The sequence below is a fragment of the Pseudomonas sp. SORT22 genome (assembly GCF_018417635.1).
Taxonomy (GTDB): Bacteria; Pseudomonadota; Gammaproteobacteria; order Pseudomonadales; family Pseudomonadaceae; genus Aquipseudomonas.
On sequence record NZ_CP071007.1, the window covers coordinates 4,250,549 to 4,271,796 of the forward strand.

Consider the following 21,248-nt stretch of genomic DNA (forward strand, 5'->3'; position numbering starts at 1 on the left):
GCCTGTCTCAAGTCGGTCCCGGCCTTGCCGTTATACTGGCAACGACGATGTGGCCCGGCCGCGCTGATCGCCAAAGATCGGGCGGCATTATACATGTGATGTCCTACTGCAAAGAGGGCTATTTCAACAGGTTGCGAGCGGATGACAGGCGAAATCAACAACCTCGGCACACAGATTCCGGCCAGCCCGCAGCTACGCTCGGCGATGACCGGCGAACTGCTGCGCCTGCTGCAACCGCAGCAGGCCCTGCTGGCCCCGGGCGAAACCGCCAAGGCCGAGGTCTTGGCCCTGCGCCAGGTCGGCCAGGACTTCCAGATGCTGCTCAAGCTGACCCAGGACAACGGCAAGCAAACCAATGTCCAGGCCAGCAGTACCCTGCCCCTGGCCCAGGGCAGCCAGCTGGCGGTCACCCAGAGCAGCAATGCCAACCTGAGCATTACAGTGCAGCAAGCCATCGCCAGCAGCGTCGCCACCCTGACCCGCATCGACACCCGCGAGCTGCCGGTGGGCACCCTGCTGCAAGGCAAGGTCGTTACCAGCCAGGCATTGCCGGCAAACGCCGGCCAACTGTCGCAGTTTCGCTCGCTGGTCACTTTGCTCGGCGGCCCGCAGGCTGGCGCCACCCTGGCCATCGACAGCCCGCGTCCGCTAACGGTGGGCAGCTTGCTCAGTGCCCGGGTGCAGGGCGATCAGTCGCTGAACTTCGTGCCGCTCAGCGGCCGCCAGGAACAACTGGCAATCAGCCAGCAATTGAGTAGCCAGCAGAGCCGCCAAGCCTCACTGCAGGGTTTGCTCAGCGCCCTGCAGCAGGTGCGCAGCGATAACAATCAGCCCGCCGAGGTACGCGTCAACGTCGACAAGTTGCTGGCCAGCCTGCCGGATGTGCGTCAGCTCAGCGACCCTAAAGGCCTGGCCCAGGCCCTGAGCAACAGCGGCGTGTTTCTTGAGGCCAAGCTGCTGGCCGGGCTGCCCGCGACACTCGCACCTGACCTCAAGGCGCAGGTGACGCGCCTGGTGGCGCAACTGCTGCCGGGGCTGCCGGGCAACGCCACCTTCAACCCCGCCGCGGCCGCCAGTACCCTGGCCCAGGTCATGCCCGGCATGGTCCGCAGCGCCCTGGGCATGCTCGGCCAGGTCAGCCCGCGGCCACAGCCCGGCGGTTTCCCCCTGCCCTCACGGTCATTGCCAAGCCAGGACGGGGAAGGCGACCTCGAGCACCTGTTGCGCCTGGCCGCCTCAGCCATCTCGCGCCTGCAAAGCCATCAGCTGGCAAGCCTTGAGCAGACCGGCACCACCGCCGATGGCAACCTGCAGACCACCTGGCAACTGGAAATCCCCCTGCGCAACGGTCAGGACTTCATGCCGCTGCAAATGAAGCTGCAGCGCGAAGAAACCCCGGAGCAGCAAAGCGACCCGGAACGCGAGCGTCGCGATCCACTGGAAATGCTCTGGCGCATTGAGCTGGCCTTCGATCTCGATCCACTGGGGCCACTGCAGGTGCAGGCGCAAATCACCCAGGGCAGCCTGTCGAGCCAGCTATGGGCCGAACGGCCGAGCACTGCGCAATTGATCGAAAGCCAGCTTGGCAACTTGCGCGAACGCTTGCTGGCCCGTGGCCTGAACGTTACCGAACTGCACTGCCATCACGGCACACCGCCCCAGGGGCCGCGTACGCACCTGGAACAACGATGGGTGGATGAACAGGCATGAGCGACAAGAACCCACGCCAGGCCATCGCCCTGACTTACGACGGTCAGCAGGCCCCGACCCTCAGCGCCAAGGGCGACGACGAGCTGGCCGAGGCAATCCTGAAGATTGCCCGCGAGCATGAAGTGCCGATCTACGAGAACGCCGAACTGGTGCGCCTGTTGGCGCGCATGGAATTGGGCGATCAGATCCCCGAGGCCCTGTACCTGACCATCGCCGAAATCATCGCTTTTGCCTGGCAGCTCAAGGGCAAGGTGCCGGTGGGGTTTGTCGACGAGGGGCCGCAGGAGCGCGATATCACCCCTACCGACCTGAGATTGCCGGGTACCTGAAAGCATCGCGGGGCAAGCCCGCTCCCACACAAAGTGTAGGAGCGGGCTTGCCCCGCGATTGATTCACTGCAACCCTCAGCTGCGGTGCAACTTGCTCATCAACTCCGCCTCAGCCTGGGTCAAACCACAGGACTGGGTCAGCTCATCGACGCTGGCACCCATGCCCACCAGCCGCGCCGCTTGCGCAAACGACAGGCTGTTGGGGTCACGCTGCTCCAGTTGCAGGAGCTTGTCCGGCAAGGGCGCAACCACCGCGCGCAGCTCGTGCAGGGCTTCGCCCATACGCACGCTGCCGTTCTGGTAGTCGTCCAGGCTTTTGGCCAGGTCCTTGATGCGCTGGTCACGCACGGCATCGCCCTGGGCCTGTTGCGCGGCCAGCTCGCGCTGGCGCTTGCTGTAGTTCAGGAAGAACCACAGGCTGACCGCCCAGAGCAGCGCCAGAAATATGACTGCAACCTCGAGGATCAACTCAGATGTTCTCCAGCTCGGACCACTCTTCCTCGGTCATCATTTTGTCCAGCTCGACCAGAATCAGCAGTTCGTTGTTCTTGTTGCACACACCCTGGATGAACTTGGCCGATTCTTCGTTGCCGACATTCGGCGCGGTCTCGATTTCCGACTGACGCAGGTAAACCACTTCGGCAACGCTGTCGACCAGAATGCCGACCACTTGCTTGTCGGCTTCGATGATGACGATACGGGTGTTGTCGGTGATCTCGCTGGACAGCAGGCCGAAGCGCTGGCGGGTGTCGATCACGGTGACCACGTTACCGCGCAGGTTGATGATGCCCAGCACGTAGCTCGGGGCACCCGGGACCGGGGCGATCTCGGTGTAGCGCAGGACTTCCTGCACCTGCATCACATTGATGCCGTAGGACTCGTTGTCCAGTTTGAAGGTCACCCACTGCAGGATCGGATCTTCGGAACCTTGTGCAGACGATTTTTTCATTCCCCTATCCCTCAAATTCCGCCATCGGCGGTGTGCTCAGTGCGGTCGCGGCAGATGCGGCCGATTATTTATGGGTGTTGTGCAGTTGCTTGACTGCGCCACTGGCGATCAACTCGGCCAGCTCGGCGACGTCGAGCAACGCGCACATGTGTTCAATCACGGTGCCGGCCAGCCATGGCCGCTGGCCACGCTGGCTGCGCCACTTGATCTCGTTGGGATCCAGGCGCAGCGAACGGCTGACCTGATGCACCGCCAGGCCCCATTCGTAGCCCTGGACCGAAATCACGTACTGCAGGCCCTGGCGAAAGTCGTCCCGGTAGCGGTCGGGCATGACCCAGCGGGCGGTGTCCAATACCTTGAGGTTGCCGCTCTGGCTCGGCAGGATGCCAAGGAACCAGTCAGGCTGGCCGAACAGTGGTGTCAGTTCATGGCCGGCCAGCGAGTAGATCGAGCCCAGGCACACCAGCGGTACCGCCAGGGTCAGGCCGGCAACATCGAACAGCAGGCATTCGAACGGCTCGGCGGCCCAGGCCGGACGGCCATCGATGGTGGCCGGCGGTACCGGTTGATTGGGCGCCGGCGGCAGGTGCACGTCCACCAGCGGCTCGACCGGTGCGACCTGGGCAACCTCAGGCACTTCGACCACAGGCTCCAGCACAGGCTCGACAACCGCTGGCAAGGTCAGCGGCAATACCGGCCGAGATGGCTCGGCAAACGGCCGTGGTTCGGGTTTTACCGCGGCCTGGGCCGCCACCTGGGCATCACGGGCCTGCTCTTCGCGCACAGCCGCCTGGAATTCGTCGGGCTCAACCGAAGCTGGCAGCACTTCGTCGAGTTCTTCGGTGGCCTCCTGCAGCAAGCCATCGAGGTAGCTCTGCAGGGCCATCTGCGGCCGGCTGGCAAGCTGTTGAGGACGATTCATCAGGCCACCTGCAAGGCGAGGTTCTGCGTCAGCAGGTGCTTGAGCAAGGCGCGGTAAGCCACCACGCCGCGGCTTTTGCCGTCGAACTGCGAGGGTGTCAAGCCAGCCCGGCTGGCGTCACGCAGGCGCGTGTCGACCGGGATGTAGCCTTGCCAGATATGCTCGGGGTAAGCGTCGCGCAGCACCCGCAAGGTACCCATCGAGGCCTGGGTACGGCGGTCGAACAGGGTCGGCACGATGTGGTAAGGCAAGGCCTGCTTGCGCGAGCGGTTGACCATCGCCAGGGTGCTGACCATGCGCTCCAGGCCCTTGACCGCCAGGTACTCGGTTTGCACCGGGATCACCAACTGCTGGCTGGCCGCCAGGGCGTTGACCATCAGCACGCCGAGCAACGGCGGGCTGTCGATGATGGCGTAGTCGAAATCCTGCCAAAGCTGCGCCAGAGACTTGGCGATCACCAGGCCCAGGCCACTCTGGCCCGGCGACTGGCGCTCAAGCACGGCCAGGGCGGTGCTCGAGGGCAGCAGCGAGATTTTCTCGTCGCTGGTGGGCAACAGCAATTGCCCGGGCAAGCCCTCGGGCACGGTGCCCTTGTGCAGGAACAGGTCGTAGCAACTGTGCTCCAGCGCATCGGGGTTGTGCCCGAAGTAGCTGGTCATCGACCCGTGCGGGTCGAGGTCGACTACAACCACACGCTTGCCCGCCTCGGCCAGCAGGCCGGCCAGGGCGATGGACGTGGTGGTCTTGCCGACTCCACCTTTTTGATTGGCTACTGCCCAGACTCTCATTGCGTTGCTTCCTCCCGGTACGGCAGCCTGCCCTGCCGGGATCGGTTATAGGGTCGGTGACGGGGAATTGACGCGATTGTCGCCCACCGTCGGTGCTACCGCTGGCGGTGCAGTTTGTGTGCCAGCCCGCTTCATCGCCGCGTCCGGGGTGGCATTGGCGCTGCCAGTGCCAGTCAGGCTGCGGCGTACTTCGAGGTTGCGCGAGATCACCAGCACCACCCGTCGGTTGCGCGCCCGGCCTTCAGCGCTGTCGTTGGCGGCGATCGGCTGGAACTCGCCGTAACCGACCGATGCCATGCGCGCCGGGTTCACCCCTTCCATCGCCAGCAGGCGGACGATACTCGCCGCCCGTGCCGATGACAGCTCCCAGTTGGTCGGGTACTGCGCGGTGCGAATCGGCAGGTCGTCGGTAAAGCCTTCGACGTGCACCGGGTTGGCGAACGGCTTGAGGATCTTCGCCACCTTCTCGATGATGTTGAACGCGACGTCGCTGGGCATGGCGTCGCCGCTGCCGAACAGCAGCGACGAATTGAGTTCGATCTCGACCCACAGCTCGTTGCCGCGCACGGTCATCTGGTCGGACTTGATCAGGTCGCCGAAGGCGTCGCGCACGTCATCGGTGATGGTCTTGAGCGGGTCGCTGCTGGTTTGCGCCAGGCCCGCATCGACCTGCTCGCTGTCCTTGATCAACGGCTCGGCCGGCTTGACGCTGAGCGGGCGCTCGTCGCCAATGGGGATCGGCTTCATGCTCCGCTCGGGGTCGTTGAACACGCCGATCAGCGCCTGGGAAATGACCTTGTACTTGCCCTCGTTGATCGACGAGATCGAATACATGACCACGAAGAAGGCAAACAGCAAGGTGATGAAGTCGGCGTAGGACACCAGCCAGCGTTCGTGGTTTTCATGCTCTTCGGGTTGTCGACGGCGCGCCATGTGTTACTCCATGAAGCCCTGAAGCTTCAGCTCGATCGAGCGCGGGTTTTCGCCTTCGGCGATCGACAGCAAGCCTTCCAGAAGCATTTCCCGGTAGCGCGACTGACGCAGGGCCAGGGCCTTGAGCTTGTTGGCGATCGGCAGCAGGATCAGGTTGGCACTGGCAACACCGTAAATGGTGGCGACGAAGGCCACGGCAATGCCGTTGCCCAACTGCGACGGGTCAGCAAGATTGCCCATGACGTGAATCAGGCCCATCACCGCACCGATGATACCGATGGTCGGCGCATAGCCGCCCATGCTCTCGAACACCTTGGCGGCCTGCACGTCGCGGCTTTCCTGGGTGTAGAAATCCACCTCGAGAATGCTGCGAATGGCTTCCGGCTCGGCGCCGTCGACCAGCAACTGCAGACCTTTGCGTGCGTACGGGTCCGGCTCGGCATCGGCGACGCCTTCCAGGCCCAGCAGGCCTTCCTTGCGTGCGGTCAGCGACCAGTTGACGACCCGGTCGATACCGCCAGCCAGGTCGACCCGTGGCGGGAACAGGATCCAGCGCACGATCTGCAGCGCGCGCTTGAAGGCGCTCATCGGCGATTGCAGCAAGGCCGCCGCCAGGGTGCCGCCGAGCACGATCAAGGCCGCCGGGCCATTGAGCAGTGCCGACAGGTGGCCGCCTTCGAGGTAGTTGCCGCCAACGATGGCGACAAAGGCCAGGATGATCCCGATAAGGCTCAAGACATCCATCAGACGCAGGCCTCGACCAGGTGCTTGCCGATCTCGTCCAGGCCATACACGGCGTCTGCCAGGTTGGCTTTGACGATGGCCATGGGCATGCCGTAGATCACGCAGCTGGCTTCATCCTGGGCCCACACGGTGCTACCGCCCTGCTTGAGCAGGCGCGCACCTTCGCGGCCGTCGGCGCCCATGCCGGTGAGCACCACCGACAGCACCTTGTCGCCATAGGACTTGGCCGCCGAACCAAAGGTGATGTCCACGCACGGTTTGTAATTCAGGCGCTCGTCGCCCGGCAGGATCTTCACCGTGCCGCGGCCGTCGACCATCATCTGCTTGCCGCCAGGGGCCAGCAGGGCCAGGCCCGGGCGCAGCATGTCGCCGTCCTCGGCTTCCTTGACGCTGATCTTGCACAGCTTGTCGAGGCGCTCGGCAAACGCCTTGGTAAAGGCCGCCGGCATGTGCTGGATCAGCACGATCGGCGCCGGGAAGTTGGCCGGCAACTGGGTCAGAACCCGCTGCAGGGCAACCGGGCCGCCGGTGGAAGTACCGATGGCAACCAGCTTGTAGGGTTTGCGCTTGGGTGCCGGCGAAGCACTCGATGCTGGCGCAGCCGCTGCGCGCACAGGTGCTGCGGCGCGTGGTGCAGGCGTGCTGCCCAGGCTGCTGACGGCAGGTTGGGCGGCTGGCTGCGGCGCGGGCGCCGGGCTTGCGTAGGCACTGAAACGACGGTTGCTGCGGGAAATGGTATGAACCTTTTCACACAGCAGTTGCTTGACCTTCTCCGGGTTGCGCGAGATGTCTTCGAAGTTCTTCGGCAGGTAGTCGACCGCACCGGCATCCAGCGCATCGAGGGTGACGCGGGCGCCTTCGTGGGTCAGCGAGGAGAACATCAGCACCGGGGTCGGGCAACGCTGCATGATGTGACGCACGGCGGTGATGCCATCCATCATGGGCATTTCGTAGTCCATGGTGATGACATCGGGCTTGAGCGACAGCGCCTGGTCGATCGCTTCCTTGCCATTGGTCGCGGTACCGACGACCTGGATAGTCGGGTCCGCTGAAAGAATTTCCGAGACGCGGCGGCGGAAGAAACCGGAATCATCCACCACCAGGACCTTGACTGCCATAAACACTCCATTAGGGGGCGCGGCATGTGAGCCGCGCCACCAGAATCAAATACGCCGGGCGGCGTAACGCTTGAGCATGCTCGGTACGTCGAGGATCAGCGCAATGCGCCCGTCACCGGTAATGGTGGCGCCCGACATGCCCGGGGTGCCCTGGAGCATCTTGCCCAGCGGCTTGATGACCACTTCTTCCTGGCCCACCAGTTGATCGACGACGAAGCCGATCCGCTGGGTACCCACCGAAAGGATCACCACATGGCCCTCGCGCTGCTCTTCATGAGCGGCCGAGCTGACCAGCCAGCGCTTGAGGTAGAACAGCGGCAAGGCCTTGTCACGCACGATCACCACTTCCTGGCCGTCGACCACGTTGGTGCGCGACAGGTCGAGGTGGAAGATCTCGTTGACGTTGACCAACGGGAAGGCGAACGCCTGGTTGCCGAGCATGACCATCAGCGTCGGCATGATCGCCAGGGTCAGCGGCACCTTGATGACGATCTTCGAGCCCAGGCCCTTGGTCGAGTAGATGTTGATCGAGCCGTTGAGCTGGGAAATCTTGGTTTTCACCACGTCCATGCCCACGCCACGCCCGGACACGTCGGAAATCTCGGTCTTGGTCGAGAAGCCCGGGGCGAAGATCAGGTTGTAGCACTCGGTCTCGCTCAGGCGATCGGCGGCGTCCTTGTCCATCACTCCGCGCTTGACCGCAATGGCGCGCAGCACGTCGGCGTCCATGCCCTTGCCGTCATCGGAGATCGACAGCAGGATGTGGTCGCCTTCCTGTTCGGCCGAGAGCACTACCTTGCCGCCGCGGGACTTGCCCGAGGCTTCGCGCTCTTCCGGGGTTTCGACGCCATGGTCGACGGCGTTGCGCACCAAGTGCACCAGCGGGTCGGCCAGGGCCTCGACGAGGTTCTTGTCGAGGTCGGTCTCTTCGCCGACCAGCTCCAGGTTGATTTCTTTCTTCAACTGCCGGGCCAGGTCGCGAACCAGGCGCGGGAAGCGTCCGAAGACCTTCTTGATCGGCTGCATGCGGGTTTTCATCACCGCGGTCTGCAGGTCGGCGGTCACCACGTCGAGGTTCGACACGGCCTTGGACATGGCCTCGTCGCCACTGTTCAGGCCCAGACGCACCAGGCGGTTACGCACCAGCACCAGCTCGCCGACCATGTTCATGATCTCGTCGAGCCGCGCGGTGTCGACCCGTACGGTGGTTTCGGTTTCGCTGGCAGGGTGCTTTTCGGCAGCCGGAGCGGCCTGGCGTGCAGGTGCAGGCGCCGCAGCCGCTGCTTTGGCCGCAGGGGCTGGCGCAGCAGCTGGCTTGGCGGCAGGTGCTGGCGCAGGCTTGGCCGCCGCTTTCGCAGGTGCTGCGCTGGCAGCTGGTGCAGCCGTGGCTACTGCGTCCGGCGCAAACTTGCCCTTGCCGTGCAGTTCGTCGAGCAGCGCTTCGAACTCGTGCTCGGAGATGTGATCGCCAGCCGCGGCAGGCGCGCAGGCTTCCACAGGCGCGGCAGCAGCGCCCGGCAGTGCATCGACGGCAAAAGTACCCTTGCCGTGCAACTGGTCGAGCAGCGCTTCGAATTCATCGTCGGTGATGTCGCCACTGACATCGCCAGCGGCAGCTGCAGCAGCCGGTGCTTCAGCCGCGCCGCCGAGGTTGTCGGCGGCGAACTGGCCCTTGCCGTGCAACTGGTCAAGCAGCGACTCGAACTCGGCGTCGGTGATTTCGTCACCGGCAGGCTCGGCGTCCTGGGCTTGTGCCTCGGCCTTGACTGCATTGAGCGAGTCGAGCAGTTGCTCGAATTCGGTGTCGGTGATGTCCGCCTCGGCCTCGGCCGCCGGCGCTTCAAGCACCTCGGGCTCAGCGGCAGGGGCTGGCGCCTCGTCTTCCCCGGCAGGCTCGGCCAGGCGCGACAGCGCCGCCAGCAGCTCTGGGGTCGCCGGGGTGATGTCGCTGCGCTCGCGAACCTGGCCGAACATGCTGTTGACCGTGTCCAGGGCTTCCAGGACCACGTCCATCAGTTCGGAGTCGACGCGTCGGGCACCCTTGCGCAGGATGTCGAACACGTTTTCGGCGATATGGCAGCACTCCACCAGCTCGTTGAGCTGGAGGAAGCCGGCGCCCCCTTTTACAGTGTGAAAACCGCGAAAGATCGCATTGAGCAGGTCGGCATCATCCGGTCGGCTTTCCAGCTCGACCAATTGCTCGGACAGTTGCTCAAGAATTTCGCCGGCTTCTACCAGGAAATCCTGAAGGATTTCTTCATCGGCGCCGAAGCTCATTAAACGTGCTCCCTAAAAACCCAGACTGGACAGCAGATCGTCGACATCGTCCTGACCGGACACAACGTCTTCACGCTTATCGGCATGAATCTGCGGACCTTCACCCCGAGTCGGATGTTTTTCTTGATCTTTTTCAGCGCGCAGCTGCTGGTGGTCATGTTCGATACCGGCAAAACGGTCAACTTGACTTGCCATCAGCACGAGCTTGAGCAGATTGCTTTCTACTTCGGTGACCAGCGCCGTGACGCGTTTGATCACCTGGCCGGTCAGGTCTTGGTAGTCCTGAGCCAGAAGAATGTCATTGAGGTGGCTGGCGACCTTGCGGTTGCCCTCCTCGCTGCGCGTCAGGAAACTGTCGACACGCTTGGCCAGCTCACGGAACTCCGGTGCCGCCACTTCGCGGCGCATGAAGCGCTGCCAGTCGACACTCAGCGCCTTGGCCTCGTCGCTCAGTTCGTTGAGTACCGGCGTGCTGGCTTCGACCAGGTCCATGGTGCGGTTGGCCGCGCCCTCGGTCAGCTTGACCACGTAGGACAGGCGTTCGGTCGCATCGGTGATCTGCGACACTTCCTCGGCTTGCGGCATGTGCGGGTCGATCTGGAAACTGACGATCGCGCTGTGCAGCTCGCGGGTGAGTTTGCCGACTTCCTGATACAGGCCAAGGTCACGGGTCTGGTTCAGCTGATGGATCAGTTGCACCGCGTCGCCGAACTTGCCTCGTTCAAGGCTGTCGACCAGTTCCCGGGCGTGTTTCTTGAGTGTCGACTCAAACTCGCCCAAGGATGATTGTGTTTGCTCCATAGCGCCCCCGTGGCGTACCTCAGCTATTGACGCGCTCGAAGATCTTTTCGATCTTTTCTTTCAGCACCTGGGCAGTGAACGGCTTGACCACGTAGCCGTTGACCCCGGCCTGGGCGGCTTCGATGATCTGCTCGCGCTTGGCTTCGGCAGTCACCATCAGCACCGGCAGGTGCTTGAGGCGCTCATCGGCACGCACTTTGCGCAGCAGGTCGATACCGGACATGCCAGGCATGTTCCAGTCGGTCACCAGAAAGTCGAAATGACCGCTTTCGAGCATCGGCAGTGCGGTGTTGCCGTCGTCGGCTTCCTGGGTGTTGGTAAAGCCCAGATCACGCAACAGGTTCTTGATGATCCGCCGCATCGTCGAAAAGTCGTCCACGATGAGGATTTTCATGTCTTTGTTCAATTAGACCTCCAAGCAGTCTTTAACGCGTTCAGCGCGGAACGCGCATTCAATCAATTCGGCACTACATTTCACGACTGCATCGAACCTGCGTTCAACGCGCCCGCCATTCCCCCAGGCGACCACGCAAACGTGCCGCGCACTGGCTGTGCAACTGGCTGACACGCGACTCGCTCACCCCCAGGACCTCACCGATCTCCTTGAGGTTGAGCTCTTCGTCGTAGTACAGCGCCAGGACCAGACGCTCGCGTTCCGGCAGGTTGGCGATGGCATCGGCCAGGGCTGCCTGAAAACGCTCGTCTTCCAGATCGCGCGAAGGCTCGAGCTGGGCACTGGCACCGTCCTCGTGCAGGCCTTCATGTTCGCCGTCCTGCAACAGGTCGTCGAAACTGAACAGGCGGCTGCCCAGGGTGTCATTCAAAATCCCGTAATAATCATCGAGACTCAATTGAAGTTCGGCAGCAACCTCGTGATCTTTAGCGTCACGGCCGGTTTTTGCTTCAATTGCACGAATCGCGTCACTGACCATGCGGGTATTGCGGTGTACCGAACGCGGCGCCCAGTCGCCCTTGCGCACTTCATCGAGCATGGCGCCACGGATGCGGATGCCGGCGTAGGTCTCGAAACTGGCCCCCTTGCTGGCGTCATACTTGTTGGCGACTTCGAGCAGGCCGATCATCCCGGCCTGGATCAGGTCCTCCACCTGCACACTGGCCGGCAGACGTGCCAGCAAGTGGTAGGCGATGCGCTTGACCAGCGGCGCGTAACGCTCGATCAGTTCGTACTGGGCGTCACGCGAAGCCTTGCTGTACATCCGATAACCACTGGCGTTCATAGCACCGGACCCGCACTCGTCGGTTGCACCAGGCGCTCGACGAAGAACTCCAGGTGCCCCCGTGGGTTGGCAGGCAGCGGCCAGCTATCGACCTTCTGGGCAATGGCCTTGAATGCCAGCGCGCACTTGGAACGCGGGAAGGCTTCATAGACCGCTCGCTGCTTCTGCACCGCCTTGCGCACACATTCGTCGTAAGGCACCGCACCGACGTATTGTAGGGCGACATCGAGGAAGCGATCAGTGACCTTGGTCAACTTGGCGAACAGGTTGCGCCCTTCCTGAGGGCTCTGGGCCATGTTGGCGAGGACGCGGAAGCGGTTCATGCCGTAATCGCGGTTGAGCAGCTTGATCAGCGCGTAGGCGTCAGTGATCGAAGTGGGCTCGTCGCACACCACCAGCAGCACTTCCTGGGCGGCGCGGACAAAACTGACTACCGAGTCACCGATACCTGCAGCGGTGTCGATCACCAGCACATCGAGGTTGTCGCCGATCTCGCTGAAGGCCTGGATCAGGCCGGCGTGCTGGGCCGGAGCCAGGTGCACCATGCTCTGCGTGCCCGAGGCCGCCGGCACGATGCGCACACCGCCGGGGCCTTGCAGCAGCACGTCGCGCAGTTCGCAACGGCCTTCAATGACATCGGCCAGGGTGCGCTTGGGCGTCAGGCCCAGCAGCACATCAACGTTGGCCAGGCCCAGGTCGGCGTCCAGCAGCATGACCCGACGGCCAAGCTCAGCCAGCGCCAATGACAGGTTCACTGACACGTTAGTCTTGCCAACGCCACCTTTGCCGCCGGTCACGGCGATCACCTGTACGGGATGCATGCTACCCATGTTTGTTCTTTACCTTGTCTTACTTAGACCGAGGCCACATGACTGGGCTGCGCTTTCAACACCTGAAAAATGCCTGGCAGACCATTGATGTAGGTACTTTGCAACGTATTCATATTCCCCTCAGCCCACGCGTTTGCCGGAGCTGTGGTAGAGATCAGCGAACATGTCGGCCATGGCCTCTTCGCTGGGCTCGTCCTGCATCTGCACGCTCACTGCGCGGCTGACCAACTGGTGCCGGCGCGGCAGGTGCAGGTCGTCAGGAATGCGCGGGCCATCGGTAAGATAGGCCACCGGCAGTTCGTGACTGATTGCCAGGCTCAATACTTCGCCGAGGCTGGCGGTTTCATCTAGCTTGGTCAGGATGCAACCGGCCAGGCCGCAGCGCTTGTAGCTGTGGTAGGCGGCGGTCAGCACCTGTTTCTGGCTGGTGGTTGCCAGTACCAGGTAATTCTTGGCCTGAATCCCGCGCCCGGCAAGGGTTTCCAGCTGCATGCGCAGCGCCGGGTCGCTGGCTTGCAGGCCGGCGGTATCGATCAGTACCACGCGCTTGCGCAGCAGCGGGTCGAGGGCCTGGGCCAGCGACTGGCCCGGGTCGACGTGAGTAACCGAAACGTTGAGGATCCGCCCCAGGGTCTTGAGCTGCTCCTGGGCGCCGATACGGAAACTGTCCATGCTCACCAGGGCCAGGTTCTGCGCGCCGTACTTGAGCACGTAGCGCGCGGCGAGCTTGGCCAGGGTGGTGGTCTTGCCCATGCCGGCCGGACCGACCATGGCAATGACACCGCCTTCTTCGATCGGTTCGATTTCCGGCACCTGGATCATCCGCGCCAGGTGCGCCAGGAGCATGCGCCAGGCATGACGCGGCTCTTCGATTTCGGTGGTCAGCTCGAGCAGTTCGCGGGCAATCGGCCCGGACAGGCCGATGCGCTGCAGGCGGCGCCAGAGGTTGGCCTGCTGCGGCTTGTTGCCCTGCAACTGGCTCCAGGCCAGCGAGCCGAGCTGGACTTCAAGCAGTTCGCGCAGGCCCGACAGCTCCGAGCGCATCGAGTCGAACAGGCGCGGGTCGATGGGTGCCGCGGCCGGTGCAGCAGGCACGGCCGGCGCTTCGACCTGCGGGTCGACCAGCGGCTCGGAAGCGGTCAGCGGCAAGCCGGCAAACAGCTGGCGATTGCCATCTTCGCTCTCGCTACGGCTGCTCAGCTCGGCCTGGGCGGTGACGATGCGCGACTGGGTCTTGCGCAGCTCGTCTTCGAGCTCGACATTCGGCACCCGTGGCGCCAGGGCGGACAGCTTGTAGTCCAGCGCAGCCGTCAGCTCGACACCGCCAGCAATCCGTCGGTTGCCAATGATGGCGGCATCGGCCCCCAGCTCATCGCGAACCAGCTTCATGGCCTGACGCATATCGGCGGCGAAAAAACGCTTAACTTGCATAACCCACTACCTCAGCCGTTCGGGCCCACTGTGGCGACGATGGTAACTTGCTTGTTGTCAGGTATTTCCTGATACGCCAAAACATGCAAATTCGGTACAGCCAGGCGACCGAAGCGCGACAGCATGGCTCGTACCGGTCCTGCGACCAGGAGGATCGCCGGCTGCCCTTGCATCTCCTGACGCTGGGCGGCTTCGATCAACGAACGCTGAAGCTTTTCGGCCATGCTCGGCTCCAGAAGAACACCGTCTTCCTGGCCTTGCCCAGCCCTTTGCAAACTATTGAGCAAAATCTGTTCCAATCTTGGCTCAAGGGTGATCACAGGCAGCTCGGACTCAACGCCGACAATGCTTTGCACGATAGCGCGACACAATCCGACGCGCACCACCGCCACCAGCGCGGCGGTATCTTGACTCTTGCCCGGGTTGTTGGCGATGGCTTCGGCAATGCTGCGAATGTCACGCACCGGAACCTGCTCGGCGAGCAATGCCTGCAGCACTTTGAGCAGGCCCGACAAGGAAATGACGCCCGGCACCAGCTCTTCGGCAAGCTTGGGCGAAGCCTTGGCCAGCACCTGCAGCAGTTGCTGCACTTCTTCGTGGCCGATCAGCTCATGGCAGTGCTTGTGCAGAATCTGGTTGAGGTGGGTGGCGACCACCGTACTGGCGTCCACCACCGTGTAGCCCAGCGACTGCGCCTGGCTGCGCTGGTTGACGTCGATCCACACCGCTTCCAGGCCAAAGGCCGGATCGCGGGCGGCAATACCATTGAGGGTACCGAACACCTGCCCCGGGTTGATCGCAAGCTCGCGGTCCGGGTAGATCTCGGCCTCGGCCAGGATCACCCCCATCAGGGTCAGGCGGTAGGCACTGGGCGCCAGATCGAGGTTGTCGCGAATGTGCACCGTGGGCATAAGAAAACCCAGGTCCTGGGACAGCTTCTTGCGCACGCCCTTGATCCGCGCCAGCAACTGGCCGCCCTGGTTGCGATCGACCAGCGGAATCAGCCGGTAGCCGACCTCTAGGCCGATCATGTCGATCGGGGTGACGTCATCCCAGCCCAGCTCCTTGGTTTCCATCGCGCGCTGTGGCGATGGCAGCAGGTCCTGCTGGCGCTGCACCTCTTCCAGGGCCTTGAGCTTGGCCTGGTTCTGCTTGCGCCACACCAGGTAGGCGCCGCCGGCGGCCAGCAGGCCGAGGCTCAGGAAGGCGATGTGCGGCATGCCCGGCACCAGGCCCATGACGATCATCAGGCCAGCCGACACCGCCAGGGCCTTGGGCGAATCGAACATCTGCCGGTTGATCTGCTTGCCCATGTCCTCGGAGCCCGAGGCGCGGGTAACCATGATCGCCGCCGCGGTGGACAGCAACAGCGAGGGCAACTGCGCCACCAAACCGTCACCGATGGTCAACAGTGCATAGACCTTGCCGGCGTCGGCAAAGGTCATGTTGTGCTGGAACATACCGACGGCCATGCCGCCGATCAGGTTGATGAACAGGATCAACAGGCCGGCGATGGCGTCACCGCGAACAAACTTGCTGGCACCGTCCATCGAACCATAGAACTCGGCCTCGCCGGCCACTTCGGCGCGCCGCGCCTTGGCCTGGGCCTGGTCGATCAGGCCGGCGTTGAGGTCGGCGTCGATGGCCATCTGCTTGCCGGGCATGGCGTCGAGGGTGAAGCGCGCGCTCACTTCGGAAATACGCCCGGCACCTTTGGTGACCACCACGAAGTTGATGATCATCAGGATCGCGAAGACGACGATACCGACCACGTAGTTACCGCCGATCACCACCTCGCCGAAGGCCTGGATCACCTTACCGGCGGCCTCGTGGCCGTCATGGCCGTGGAGCATCACCACCCGCGTGGACGCCACGTTGAGCGCCAGGCGCAACAGCGTCGCCACCAGCAGGATGGTCGGGAACGCGGCGAAGTCCAGCGGGCGCAGGGCGTAGACGCAGACCAGCAGGACCACGATCGACAAGGCGATGTTGAAGGTGAAGAACACGTCGAGCAAAAACGGCGGGATCGGCAACATCATCATTGCCAGCATCACCAGCAGCAACAGCGGCACACCCAGGTTACCCCGGCCTAGACCGACCAGGTTGCTACGGGCACTGTTGATTAACTGAGAGCGATCCACCGGTATTCCTCGTTAGCTCAAGCAAAACTTTGACGCGTTTGAGGCGCGCAGCGCTGCCTTTGCAAGAAGCTTTCCAACTTTGCCAAACGAGGTGGTTTGAGTGGCTCAGGGCTGCCGCGCAGGCAGCGCCGATCAGGAATCGCGACGCAAATCCGGCGGGATCGGCAGATCCTTGAGCGGCTCCGGCGGCTTGCCCTTGCCGGCGCGATACTGGCGGATCTGGTAGACGTAGGCCAGCACCTGGGCCACTGCCAGGTACAAACCGGCAGGAATCTCTTCTTCAAGCTCGGTGGAGTAGTAGATCGAACGCGCCAGCGCCGGCGATTCGAGCACCTGGATCTTGTGCTCGTTGGCGATCTCGCGAATTTTCAGGGCTATGAAGTCGGCACCCTTGGCCAGCAGCAGCGGCGCCGCGCCCTTCTCCGGGTCGTACTTGAGCGCCACGGCATAGTGGGTCGGGTTGGTGATGATCACGTCAGCCTCGGGAATCGCCGCCATCATCCGCCGCTGCGAAGCCTCGCGCTGCAGTTGGCGAATGCGCTGCTTGACCTCGGGCTTGCCTTCGGAGTCCTTGTACTCGTCGCGCACCTCTTGCTTGGTCATCAGCAGCTTCTTGTGCGCCTGCCAGAGCTGGATCGGCACGTCCACCGCGGCAATGATCAACAGCCCCGCTGCCATCCACAGCGCACTCCAGCCAACTACCTGGACGCTATGGATGATCGCCTGCTCCAGCGGCTCGTTGGCAATCGCCAGCAGGTCATCGCGATCAGCCGACAACACCGTCAGGGCGACGATCAGAATCATGAAGAACTTGGCCAGCGCCTTGAGCAGCTCGGACAAGGCGTTGACCGAGAACATCCGCTTGATCCCCGATAGCGGGTTCATGCGGCTGAACTTCGGTGCCAGGGAGCTGCTGGAAAACAGGAACCCCCCCAGCGACACCGGGCCGATGATTGCCGCAATCAGCAGCACCAGCAATACCGGCTGAGTCGCGAGCAAGGCCATCTTGCCGGAGGCCATGAGGAAAATGCCCATGGACCGCTCATCGATGAGCACCTCGCGGGACAAGCTGAAATTGATGCGCATCAGCTCCATCAGGGTTTGCGCCAGGCCACCGCCAAACGCCAGCAGCGCTCCAGCGCCCGCCAGGGTCACCGCGACCGTGTTGAGCTCCTTGGAACGGGCAATCTCGCCCTTCTCGCGCGCGTCCTTCTTGCGCTTGTCGGTGGGGTCTTCTGTTTTGTCCTGACCGCTTTCGCTTTCTGCCATGCTCAGCGCGCCCGTGCCAGTTCACGCAGCCACTGCAAGGCTTCGGAAGCCAGTGACTGATAGTGAGGAAGAATATCGGCCAGGGTGATCCAGAAGATCACCATCCCCAGCACCAGGGTCAGCGGAAAACCGATGGAAAAGATGTTCAACTGCGGCGCCGCCCGGGTCATCACGCCAAAGGCAATGTTGACCACCAGCAACGCGGTCACCGCCGGCAATACCAACAGCATGGCTGCACCCAGCACCCAACCCAGGCGCCCGGCCAGGTCCCAGAAATGATTGACCAGCACACCGCCGCCCACCGGCAAGGTGGTAAAGCTCTCGGTCAGCACTTCGAAGACCACCAGATGGCCGTTGATGGCAAGGAACAGCAAGGTCACCAGCATGGTCAGGAACTGGCTGACCACCGCCACGTTGACACCGTTGGCCGGATCGACCATGGAGGCGAAGGCCATGCCCATCTGGATTGCGACGATCTGCCCGGCGATCACGAAAATCTGGAAGAACAGTTGCAGCGCCATACCAAACACGGCGCCAATGATGATCTGCTCGGCCACCAGCAACATTGCCCTGAGATCCAGCGATTCGACCACCGGCATCGGCGGCAGGCCGGGAACGATGACCACGGTGATTGCCAGAGCGAAATACATGCGGATACGTGTCGGCACCAGGGTGGTACCGAAAATAGGCATGGTCATCAGCACCGCCGTGACGCGAATCAACGGCAGAATGAAACTGGCCACCCAGGCGCCGATCTGCGCGTCGGTCAGCTCAAGCATCGCCGGGTCAGCCGATCAGCTGCGGAATGCTGCCGTACAACGACAGAATGTATTCCATGAATTTCTGCACCAGCCACGGGCCGACCACGATCAGCGTCACCAACATCACCAGCAGGCGCGGCAGGAAGCTCAGGGTCTGTTCGTTGATCTGCGTGGCAGCCTGGAACATCGCCACGATCAGCCCCACCAGCAGGCTCGGCACCACCAGGATGGCAACCATCAAGGTGGTCAGCCACAACGCATCGCGAAACAGGTCGACAGCCACTTCAGGGGTCATGGACTTCTTCTCCTCGCGGCGTCAGACGCCGCCGAAACTGCCGGCCAGGGTACCCATGATCAGCGCCCAGCCATCGACCAGGACGAACAGCATGATCTTGAACGGCAACGAGATGATCAGCGGCGACAACATCATCATACCCATGGCCATCAGCACACTGGCGACCACCAGGTCGATGATCAGGAACGGGATGAAGATCATGAAGCCGATCTGGAACGCGGTCTTGAGCTCCGAGGTGACGAAGGCCGGCACCAGGATGGTCAATGGCGCCTGATCGGGGCTGGCGATGTCGGTGCGCTTGGACAGGCGCATGAACAGGTCCAGATCGCTTTCGCGGGTCTGCGCCAGCATGAAGTTCTTCAACGGCGCCTGGGCCTTGCTGATCGCATCCTGGGCGCTGAGCTTCTCGGCCAGGTAGGGCTGCACGGCCTCCTGATTGATGCGGTCGAACACCGGCGCCATGATGAACAGGGTCAGGAACAGCGCCATGCCGTTGAGGATCTGGTTCGACGGCGTCTGCTGCAGGCCCAGGGCCTGGCGCAGAATGGAAAAGACAATGATGATGCGGGTAAAGCTGGTCATCAGCACGACGAACGCCGGGATGAAACTCAGCGCGGTCATGATCAGCAGGATCTGCAGGCTGACCGAATACTCCTGCTGGCCGTCGGCCCCGCTGGACAGGGTGATCGCCGGGATCGACAGTGGATCAGCCGCCAGGGCCAGCGGCGCCGCCAGCATCAGCAGCAGCGTCAACATCATGCGCAACGCGCCCATCACGACCTTCCCTTCTGATCCTTGCCCATCAGCTCCATCAGCCGCTGGGCGAATTCTGGTGTTGCCTGGCGCGCACTGGCGGGCACTTCAACCGGCTCGGCCATGACATGCAAGGCCTCGATGGTGCCTGGCGAATGGCCGATGAGGATCTGCTCCTTGCCGACCTGGATCAGCAACAGCCGATCACGCGGCCCCAGCGAACGGCTACCGAGGATCTCGATCACCTGGCCACTGCCGGGCGCGGCGTTCTGCACCCGGCGCAGCAGCCAGGCGAGGACGAAGATCAACCCCAGCACCAGCAGCAGCCCCAGCACCAGCTGGGTCAACTGCCCTGCCGCGCTGCCACTGCTTGCCGGTGCCACTACCGCAGCCGCCGGCTGCGTGGCAGCCAGGGCGACATCCACGTACAGGCCGCAGGCCAGGCCCAGGCCGTTGCGCAGGAGCTTGCTCACTCAGCGCAGCTTCTTGATGCGTTCGCTCGGGCTGATCACGTCCGTCAGGCGGATGCCGAACTTTTCGTTGACCACCACCACTTCGCCGTGCGCAATCAGAGTGCCGTTGACCAGCACGTCCAGCGGCTCGCCGGCCAGGCGGTCGAGCTCGATCACCGAACCCTGGTTGAGTTGCAGCAGGTTGCGGATGTTGATCTCGGTACTGCCGACCTCCATGGAAATGCTCACCGGAATATCCAGGATCACATCCAGGTTCGGACCATCGAGGGTGACCTGTTCGTTGCTGCGCGGCGAACTGCCGAACTCTTCCATGGCCAGGCGGCTGGACGCCGGTGCGCTGGCGGCGCTATCGGCAGCGAGCAAGGCGTCGATGTCGGACTGGCCGGCATCGCCGGTTTCTTCCAGGGCCGCAGCCCATTCATCGGCCAGGGCCTGGTCCTCCGGGGAGGTGATGTCGTTTTCGTTAGCCATTTTGTCCTCGACGGGCAATCAATTCGGAGTTGGAACCACGAGCGCCTCAGCGGCGCTCGATCGGATCGATAATCTGCAGGGCCAGGGTGCCCTTGTGCGAACCCAGCTTGGCCTTGAACGACGGCACGCCGTTGGCCCGCAGGATCAGCTCATCCGGCAGCTCGACCGGAATCACATCGCCCGGCTGCATGTGCAGGATGTCGCGCAGCTTCAGCTGGCGACGGGCAACCGTGGCGCTGAGCGGCACGCTGACGTCCAGCACGTCTTCGCGCAGGGCCTTGATCCAGCGCTCGTCCTGGTCGTCCAGATCGGACTGGAAACCGGCATCGAGCATCTCGCGCACCGGCTCGATCATCGAGTACGGCATGGTCACGTGCAGGTCGCCGCCACCGCCATCGAGCTCGATGTGAAAGGTCGAAACCACCACCGCCTCGCTCGGCCCGACGATGTTGGCCATGGCCGGGTTGACCTCGGAGTTGATGTACTCGAAGTTGACCGGCATGATCGCCTGCCAGGCCTCCTTGAGGTCAACGAAGGCCTGGTCGAGGACCATGCGCACCACGCGCAACTCGGTCGGGGTGAACTCGCGACCTTCGATCTTGGCGTGACGACCGTCGCCACCAAAGAAGTTATCCACCAGCTTGAACACCAGCTTGGCGTCGAGGATGAACAGCGAGGTACCGCGCAACGGCTTGATCTTCACCAGGTTGAGGCTGGTGGGCACGTACAGCGAATGCACGTACTCGCCGAACTTCATCACCTGCACGCCGCCGACCGCCACGTCCGCAGAGCGGCGCAGCAGGTTGAACATACTGATGCGGGTATAGCGGGCAAACCGCTCGTTGATCATTTCCAGGGTCGGCATGCGACCGCGGACGATCCGATCCTGGCTGGTCAGGTCATAACTTTTGACACTGCCGGGCTCGGCATTGCTTTCGGTTTGCACCAGACCATCGTCGACGCCATGCAGCAAAGCATCGATTTCATCCTGGGACAGCAGGTCCTGCACGGCCAT

Annotated in this window: 23 protein-coding genes; 2 read left to right on the forward strand and 21 right to left on the reverse strand. The window is 63.0% G+C overall.

All coding sequences use genetic code 11. The features are described from left to right. The first annotated feature begins 141 nt into the window (after positions 1–141). Together fliK and JYG36_RS19385 are read left to right on the forward strand one after the other, a co-directional pair. Positions 142–1,710, forward strand: coding sequence for a flagellar hook-length control protein FliK (gene fliK, locus JYG36_RS19380; RefSeq protein ID WP_213602051.1), 1,569 nt, complete (start codon positions 142–144; stop codon positions 1,708–1,710). Then, entirely contained in the window at positions 1,707–2,039 is a 333-nt protein-coding gene (locus JYG36_RS19385; RefSeq protein WP_045200334.1) for an EscU/YscU/HrcU family type III secretion system export apparatus switch protein, read from the forward strand. The genes fliK and JYG36_RS19385 overlap by 4 nt, the downstream gene beginning before the upstream one ends. A gap of 75 nt (positions 2,040–2,114) precedes the next feature. Here JYG36_RS19385 and JYG36_RS19390 read toward each other — a convergent pair whose 3' ends face one another. The 21 genes from JYG36_RS19390 to fliM all read right to left on the reverse strand — a co-directional run bounded on the left by JYG36_RS19390 (position 2,115) and on the right by fliM (position 21,248). Then, the gene (locus tag JYG36_RS19390) at positions 2,115–2,507 is read right to left on the reverse strand and encodes a DUF2802 domain-containing protein (protein WP_038996358.1); all 393 of its coding nucleotides are present in this window, start codon (positions 2,505–2,507) and stop codon (positions 2,115–2,117) included. 1 nt (position 2,508) lies between these two features. Continuing rightward, complete coding sequence (locus JYG36_RS19395; RefSeq protein ID WP_010225041.1) at positions 2,509–2,988, reverse strand: chemotaxis protein CheW; 480 nt, start codon at positions 2,986–2,988, stop codon at positions 2,509–2,511. Between the two features lie 64 nt (positions 2,989–3,052). Continuing rightward, on the reverse strand, positions 3,053–3,910 hold the full coding sequence (locus JYG36_RS19400; protein WP_213602053.1) for a CheW domain-containing protein: 858 nt from the start codon (positions 3,908–3,910) through the stop codon (positions 3,053–3,055). Then, entirely contained in the window at positions 3,910–4,698 is a 789-nt protein-coding gene (locus JYG36_RS19405) for a ParA family protein (protein ID WP_045200330.1), read from the reverse strand. Before JYG36_RS19405 ends, JYG36_RS19400 begins: the two co-directional genes overlap by 1 nt. Positions 4,699–4,743: 45 nt before the next feature. After that, complete coding sequence (gene motD, locus JYG36_RS19410) at positions 4,744–5,631, reverse strand: flagellar motor protein MotD (RefSeq protein WP_045200328.1); 888 nt, start codon at positions 5,629–5,631, stop codon at positions 4,744–4,746. Between the two features lie 3 nt (positions 5,632–5,634). Continuing rightward, complete coding sequence (locus JYG36_RS19415) at positions 5,635–6,375, reverse strand: flagellar motor protein (RefSeq protein ID WP_045200326.1); 741 nt, start codon at positions 6,373–6,375, stop codon at positions 5,635–5,637. Beyond that, entirely contained in the window at positions 6,375–7,493 is a 1,119-nt protein-coding gene (locus JYG36_RS19420) for a protein-glutamate methylesterase/protein-glutamine glutaminase (RefSeq protein ID WP_045200324.1), read from the reverse strand. The genes JYG36_RS19415 and JYG36_RS19420 overlap by 1 nt, the downstream gene beginning before the upstream one ends. Before the next feature lie 45 nt (positions 7,494–7,538). Beyond that, positions 7,539–9,770, reverse strand: a complete 2,232-nt coding sequence (locus JYG36_RS19425) for a chemotaxis protein CheA (RefSeq protein ID WP_195883375.1) — start codon at positions 9,768–9,770, stop codon at positions 7,539–7,541. Positions 9,771–9,782: 12 nt separating this feature from the next. Continuing rightward, the gene (locus JYG36_RS19430) at positions 9,783–10,571 is read right to left on the reverse strand and encodes a protein phosphatase CheZ (RefSeq protein WP_045200319.1); all 789 of its coding nucleotides are present in this window, start codon (positions 10,569–10,571) and stop codon (positions 9,783–9,785) included. Between the two features lie 19 nt (positions 10,572–10,590). Next, positions 10,591–10,965 (reverse strand): chemotaxis response regulator CheY, encoded by a 375-nt coding sequence (locus JYG36_RS19435; protein ID WP_036990294.1) that lies wholly within the window; start codon positions 10,963–10,965, stop codon positions 10,591–10,593. 103 nt (positions 10,966–11,068) lie between these two features. Then, a complete protein-coding gene (gene fliA / locus JYG36_RS19440; RefSeq protein ID WP_010225024.1) occupies positions 11,069–11,809 on the reverse strand; it encodes an RNA polymerase sigma factor FliA in 741 nt (246 codons plus the stop codon). Then, positions 11,806–12,639, reverse strand: a complete 834-nt coding sequence (fleN, locus tag JYG36_RS19445) for a flagellar synthesis regulator FleN (protein WP_016393812.1) — start codon at positions 12,637–12,639, stop codon at positions 11,806–11,808. Before fleN ends, fliA begins: the two co-directional genes overlap by 4 nt. Before the next feature lie 120 nt (positions 12,640–12,759). Continuing rightward, positions 12,760–14,070, reverse strand: a complete 1,311-nt coding sequence (gene flhF, locus JYG36_RS19450) for a flagellar biosynthesis GTPase FlhF (protein WP_213602055.1) — start codon at positions 14,068–14,070, stop codon at positions 12,760–12,762. Between the two features lie 11 nt (positions 14,071–14,081). Further along, positions 14,082–16,211, reverse strand: coding sequence for a flagellar biosynthesis protein FlhA (gene flhA / locus JYG36_RS19455; protein WP_045200310.1), 2,130 nt, complete (start codon positions 16,209–16,211; stop codon positions 14,082–14,084). 132 nt (positions 16,212–16,343) lie between these two features. Beyond that, complete coding sequence (gene flhB, locus JYG36_RS19460) at positions 16,344–17,480, reverse strand: flagellar biosynthesis protein FlhB (protein ID WP_045200308.1); 1,137 nt, start codon at positions 17,478–17,480, stop codon at positions 16,344–16,346. Between the two features lie 2 nt (positions 17,481–17,482). After that, on the reverse strand, positions 17,483–18,259 hold the full coding sequence (gene fliR / locus JYG36_RS19465; RefSeq protein ID WP_045200306.1) for a flagellar biosynthetic protein FliR: 777 nt from the start codon (positions 18,257–18,259) through the stop codon (positions 17,483–17,485). A gap of 7 nt (positions 18,260–18,266) precedes the next feature. Next, the gene (gene fliQ / locus JYG36_RS19470; RefSeq protein ID WP_038996371.1) at positions 18,267–18,536 is read right to left on the reverse strand and encodes a flagellar biosynthesis protein FliQ; all 270 of its coding nucleotides are present in this window, start codon (positions 18,534–18,536) and stop codon (positions 18,267–18,269) included. A gap of 21 nt (positions 18,537–18,557) precedes the next feature. Next, positions 18,558–19,310 carry a flagellar type III secretion system pore protein FliP gene (fliP, locus tag JYG36_RS19475; protein WP_038996372.1) on the reverse strand — a complete coding sequence of 251 codons (753 nt, stop codon included), beginning with the start codon at positions 19,308–19,310 and terminating at the stop codon, positions 18,558–18,560. Then, on the reverse strand, positions 19,310–19,762 hold the full coding sequence (gene fliO / locus JYG36_RS19480) for a flagellar biosynthetic protein FliO (protein ID WP_082075484.1): 453 nt from the start codon (positions 19,760–19,762) through the stop codon (positions 19,310–19,312). Before fliO ends, fliP begins: the two co-directional genes overlap by 1 nt. Then, entirely contained in the window at positions 19,763–20,233 is a 471-nt protein-coding gene (gene fliN, locus JYG36_RS19485) for a flagellar motor switch protein FliN (RefSeq protein WP_093385593.1), read from the reverse strand. Positions 20,234–20,279: 46 nt separating this feature from the next. Continuing rightward, the gene (fliM, locus tag JYG36_RS19490) at positions 20,280–21,248 is read right to left on the reverse strand and encodes a flagellar motor switch protein FliM (protein WP_045200301.1); all 969 of its coding nucleotides are present in this window, start codon (positions 21,246–21,248) and stop codon (positions 20,280–20,282) included.

Coding starts and splice junctions, on each gene's coding strand:
- fliK (WP_213602051.1), top strand. CDS start 142: ATGACAGGCGAAATCAACAACCTCGGCACACAGATTCCGGCCAGCCCG.
- JYG36_RS19385 (WP_045200334.1), top strand. CDS start 1,707: ATGAGCGACAAGAACCCACGCCAGGCCATCGCCCTGACTTACGACGGT.
- JYG36_RS19395 (WP_010225041.1), bottom strand. CDS start 2,988: ATGAAAAAATCGTCTGCACAAGGTTCCGAAGATCCGATCCTGCAGTGG.
- JYG36_RS19400 (WP_213602053.1), bottom strand. CDS start 3,910: ATGAATCGTCCTCAACAGCTTGCCAGCCGGCCGCAGATGGCCCTGCAG.
- JYG36_RS19405 (WP_045200330.1), bottom strand. CDS start 4,698: ATGAGAGTCTGGGCAGTAGCCAATCAAAAAGGTGGAGTCGGCAAGACC.
- motD (WP_045200328.1), bottom strand. CDS start 5,631: ATGGCGCGCCGTCGACAACCCGAAGAGCATGAAAACCACGAACGCTGG.
- JYG36_RS19415 (WP_045200326.1), bottom strand. CDS start 6,375: ATGGATGTCTTGAGCCTTATCGGGATCATCCTGGCCTTTGTCGCCATC.
- JYG36_RS19420 (WP_045200324.1), bottom strand. CDS start 7,493: ATGGCAGTCAAGGTCCTGGTGGTGGATGATTCCGGTTTCTTCCGCCGC.
- JYG36_RS19425 (WP_195883375.1), bottom strand. CDS start 9,770: ATGAGCTTCGGCGCCGATGAAGAAATCCTTCAGGATTTCCTGGTAGAA.
- JYG36_RS19430 (WP_045200319.1), bottom strand. CDS start 10,571: ATGGAGCAAACACAATCATCCTTGGGCGAGTTTGAGTCGACACTCAAG.
- JYG36_RS19435 (WP_036990294.1), bottom strand. CDS start 10,965: ATGAAAATCCTCATCGTGGACGACTTTTCGACGATGCGGCGGATCATC.
- fliA (WP_010225024.1), bottom strand. CDS start 11,809: ATGAACGCCAGTGGTTATCGGATGTACAGCAAGGCTTCGCGTGACGCC.
- fleN (WP_016393812.1), bottom strand. CDS start 12,639: ATGGGTAGCATGCATCCCGTACAGGTGATCGCCGTGACCGGCGGCAAA.
- flhF (WP_213602055.1), bottom strand. CDS start 14,070: ATGCAAGTTAAGCGTTTTTTCGCCGCCGATATGCGTCAGGCCATGAAG.
- flhB (WP_045200308.1), bottom strand. CDS start 17,480: ATGGCAGAAAGCGAAAGCGGTCAGGACAAAACAGAAGACCCCACCGAC.
- fliR (WP_045200306.1), bottom strand. CDS start 18,259: ATGCTTGAGCTGACCGACGCGCAGATCGGCGCCTGGGTGGCCAGTTTC.
- fliQ (WP_038996371.1), bottom strand. CDS start 18,536: ATGACCCCTGAAGTGGCTGTCGACCTGTTTCGCGATGCGTTGTGGCTG.
- fliP (WP_038996372.1), bottom strand. CDS start 19,310: ATGGGCGCGTTGCGCATGATGTTGACGCTGCTGCTGATGCTGGCGGCG.
- fliN (WP_093385593.1), bottom strand. CDS start 20,233: ATGGCTAACGAAAACGACATCACCTCCCCGGAGGACCAGGCCCTGGCC.
- fliM (WP_045200301.1), bottom strand. CDS start 21,248: ATGGCCGTGCAGGACCTGCTGTCCCAGGATGAAATCGATGCTTTGCTG.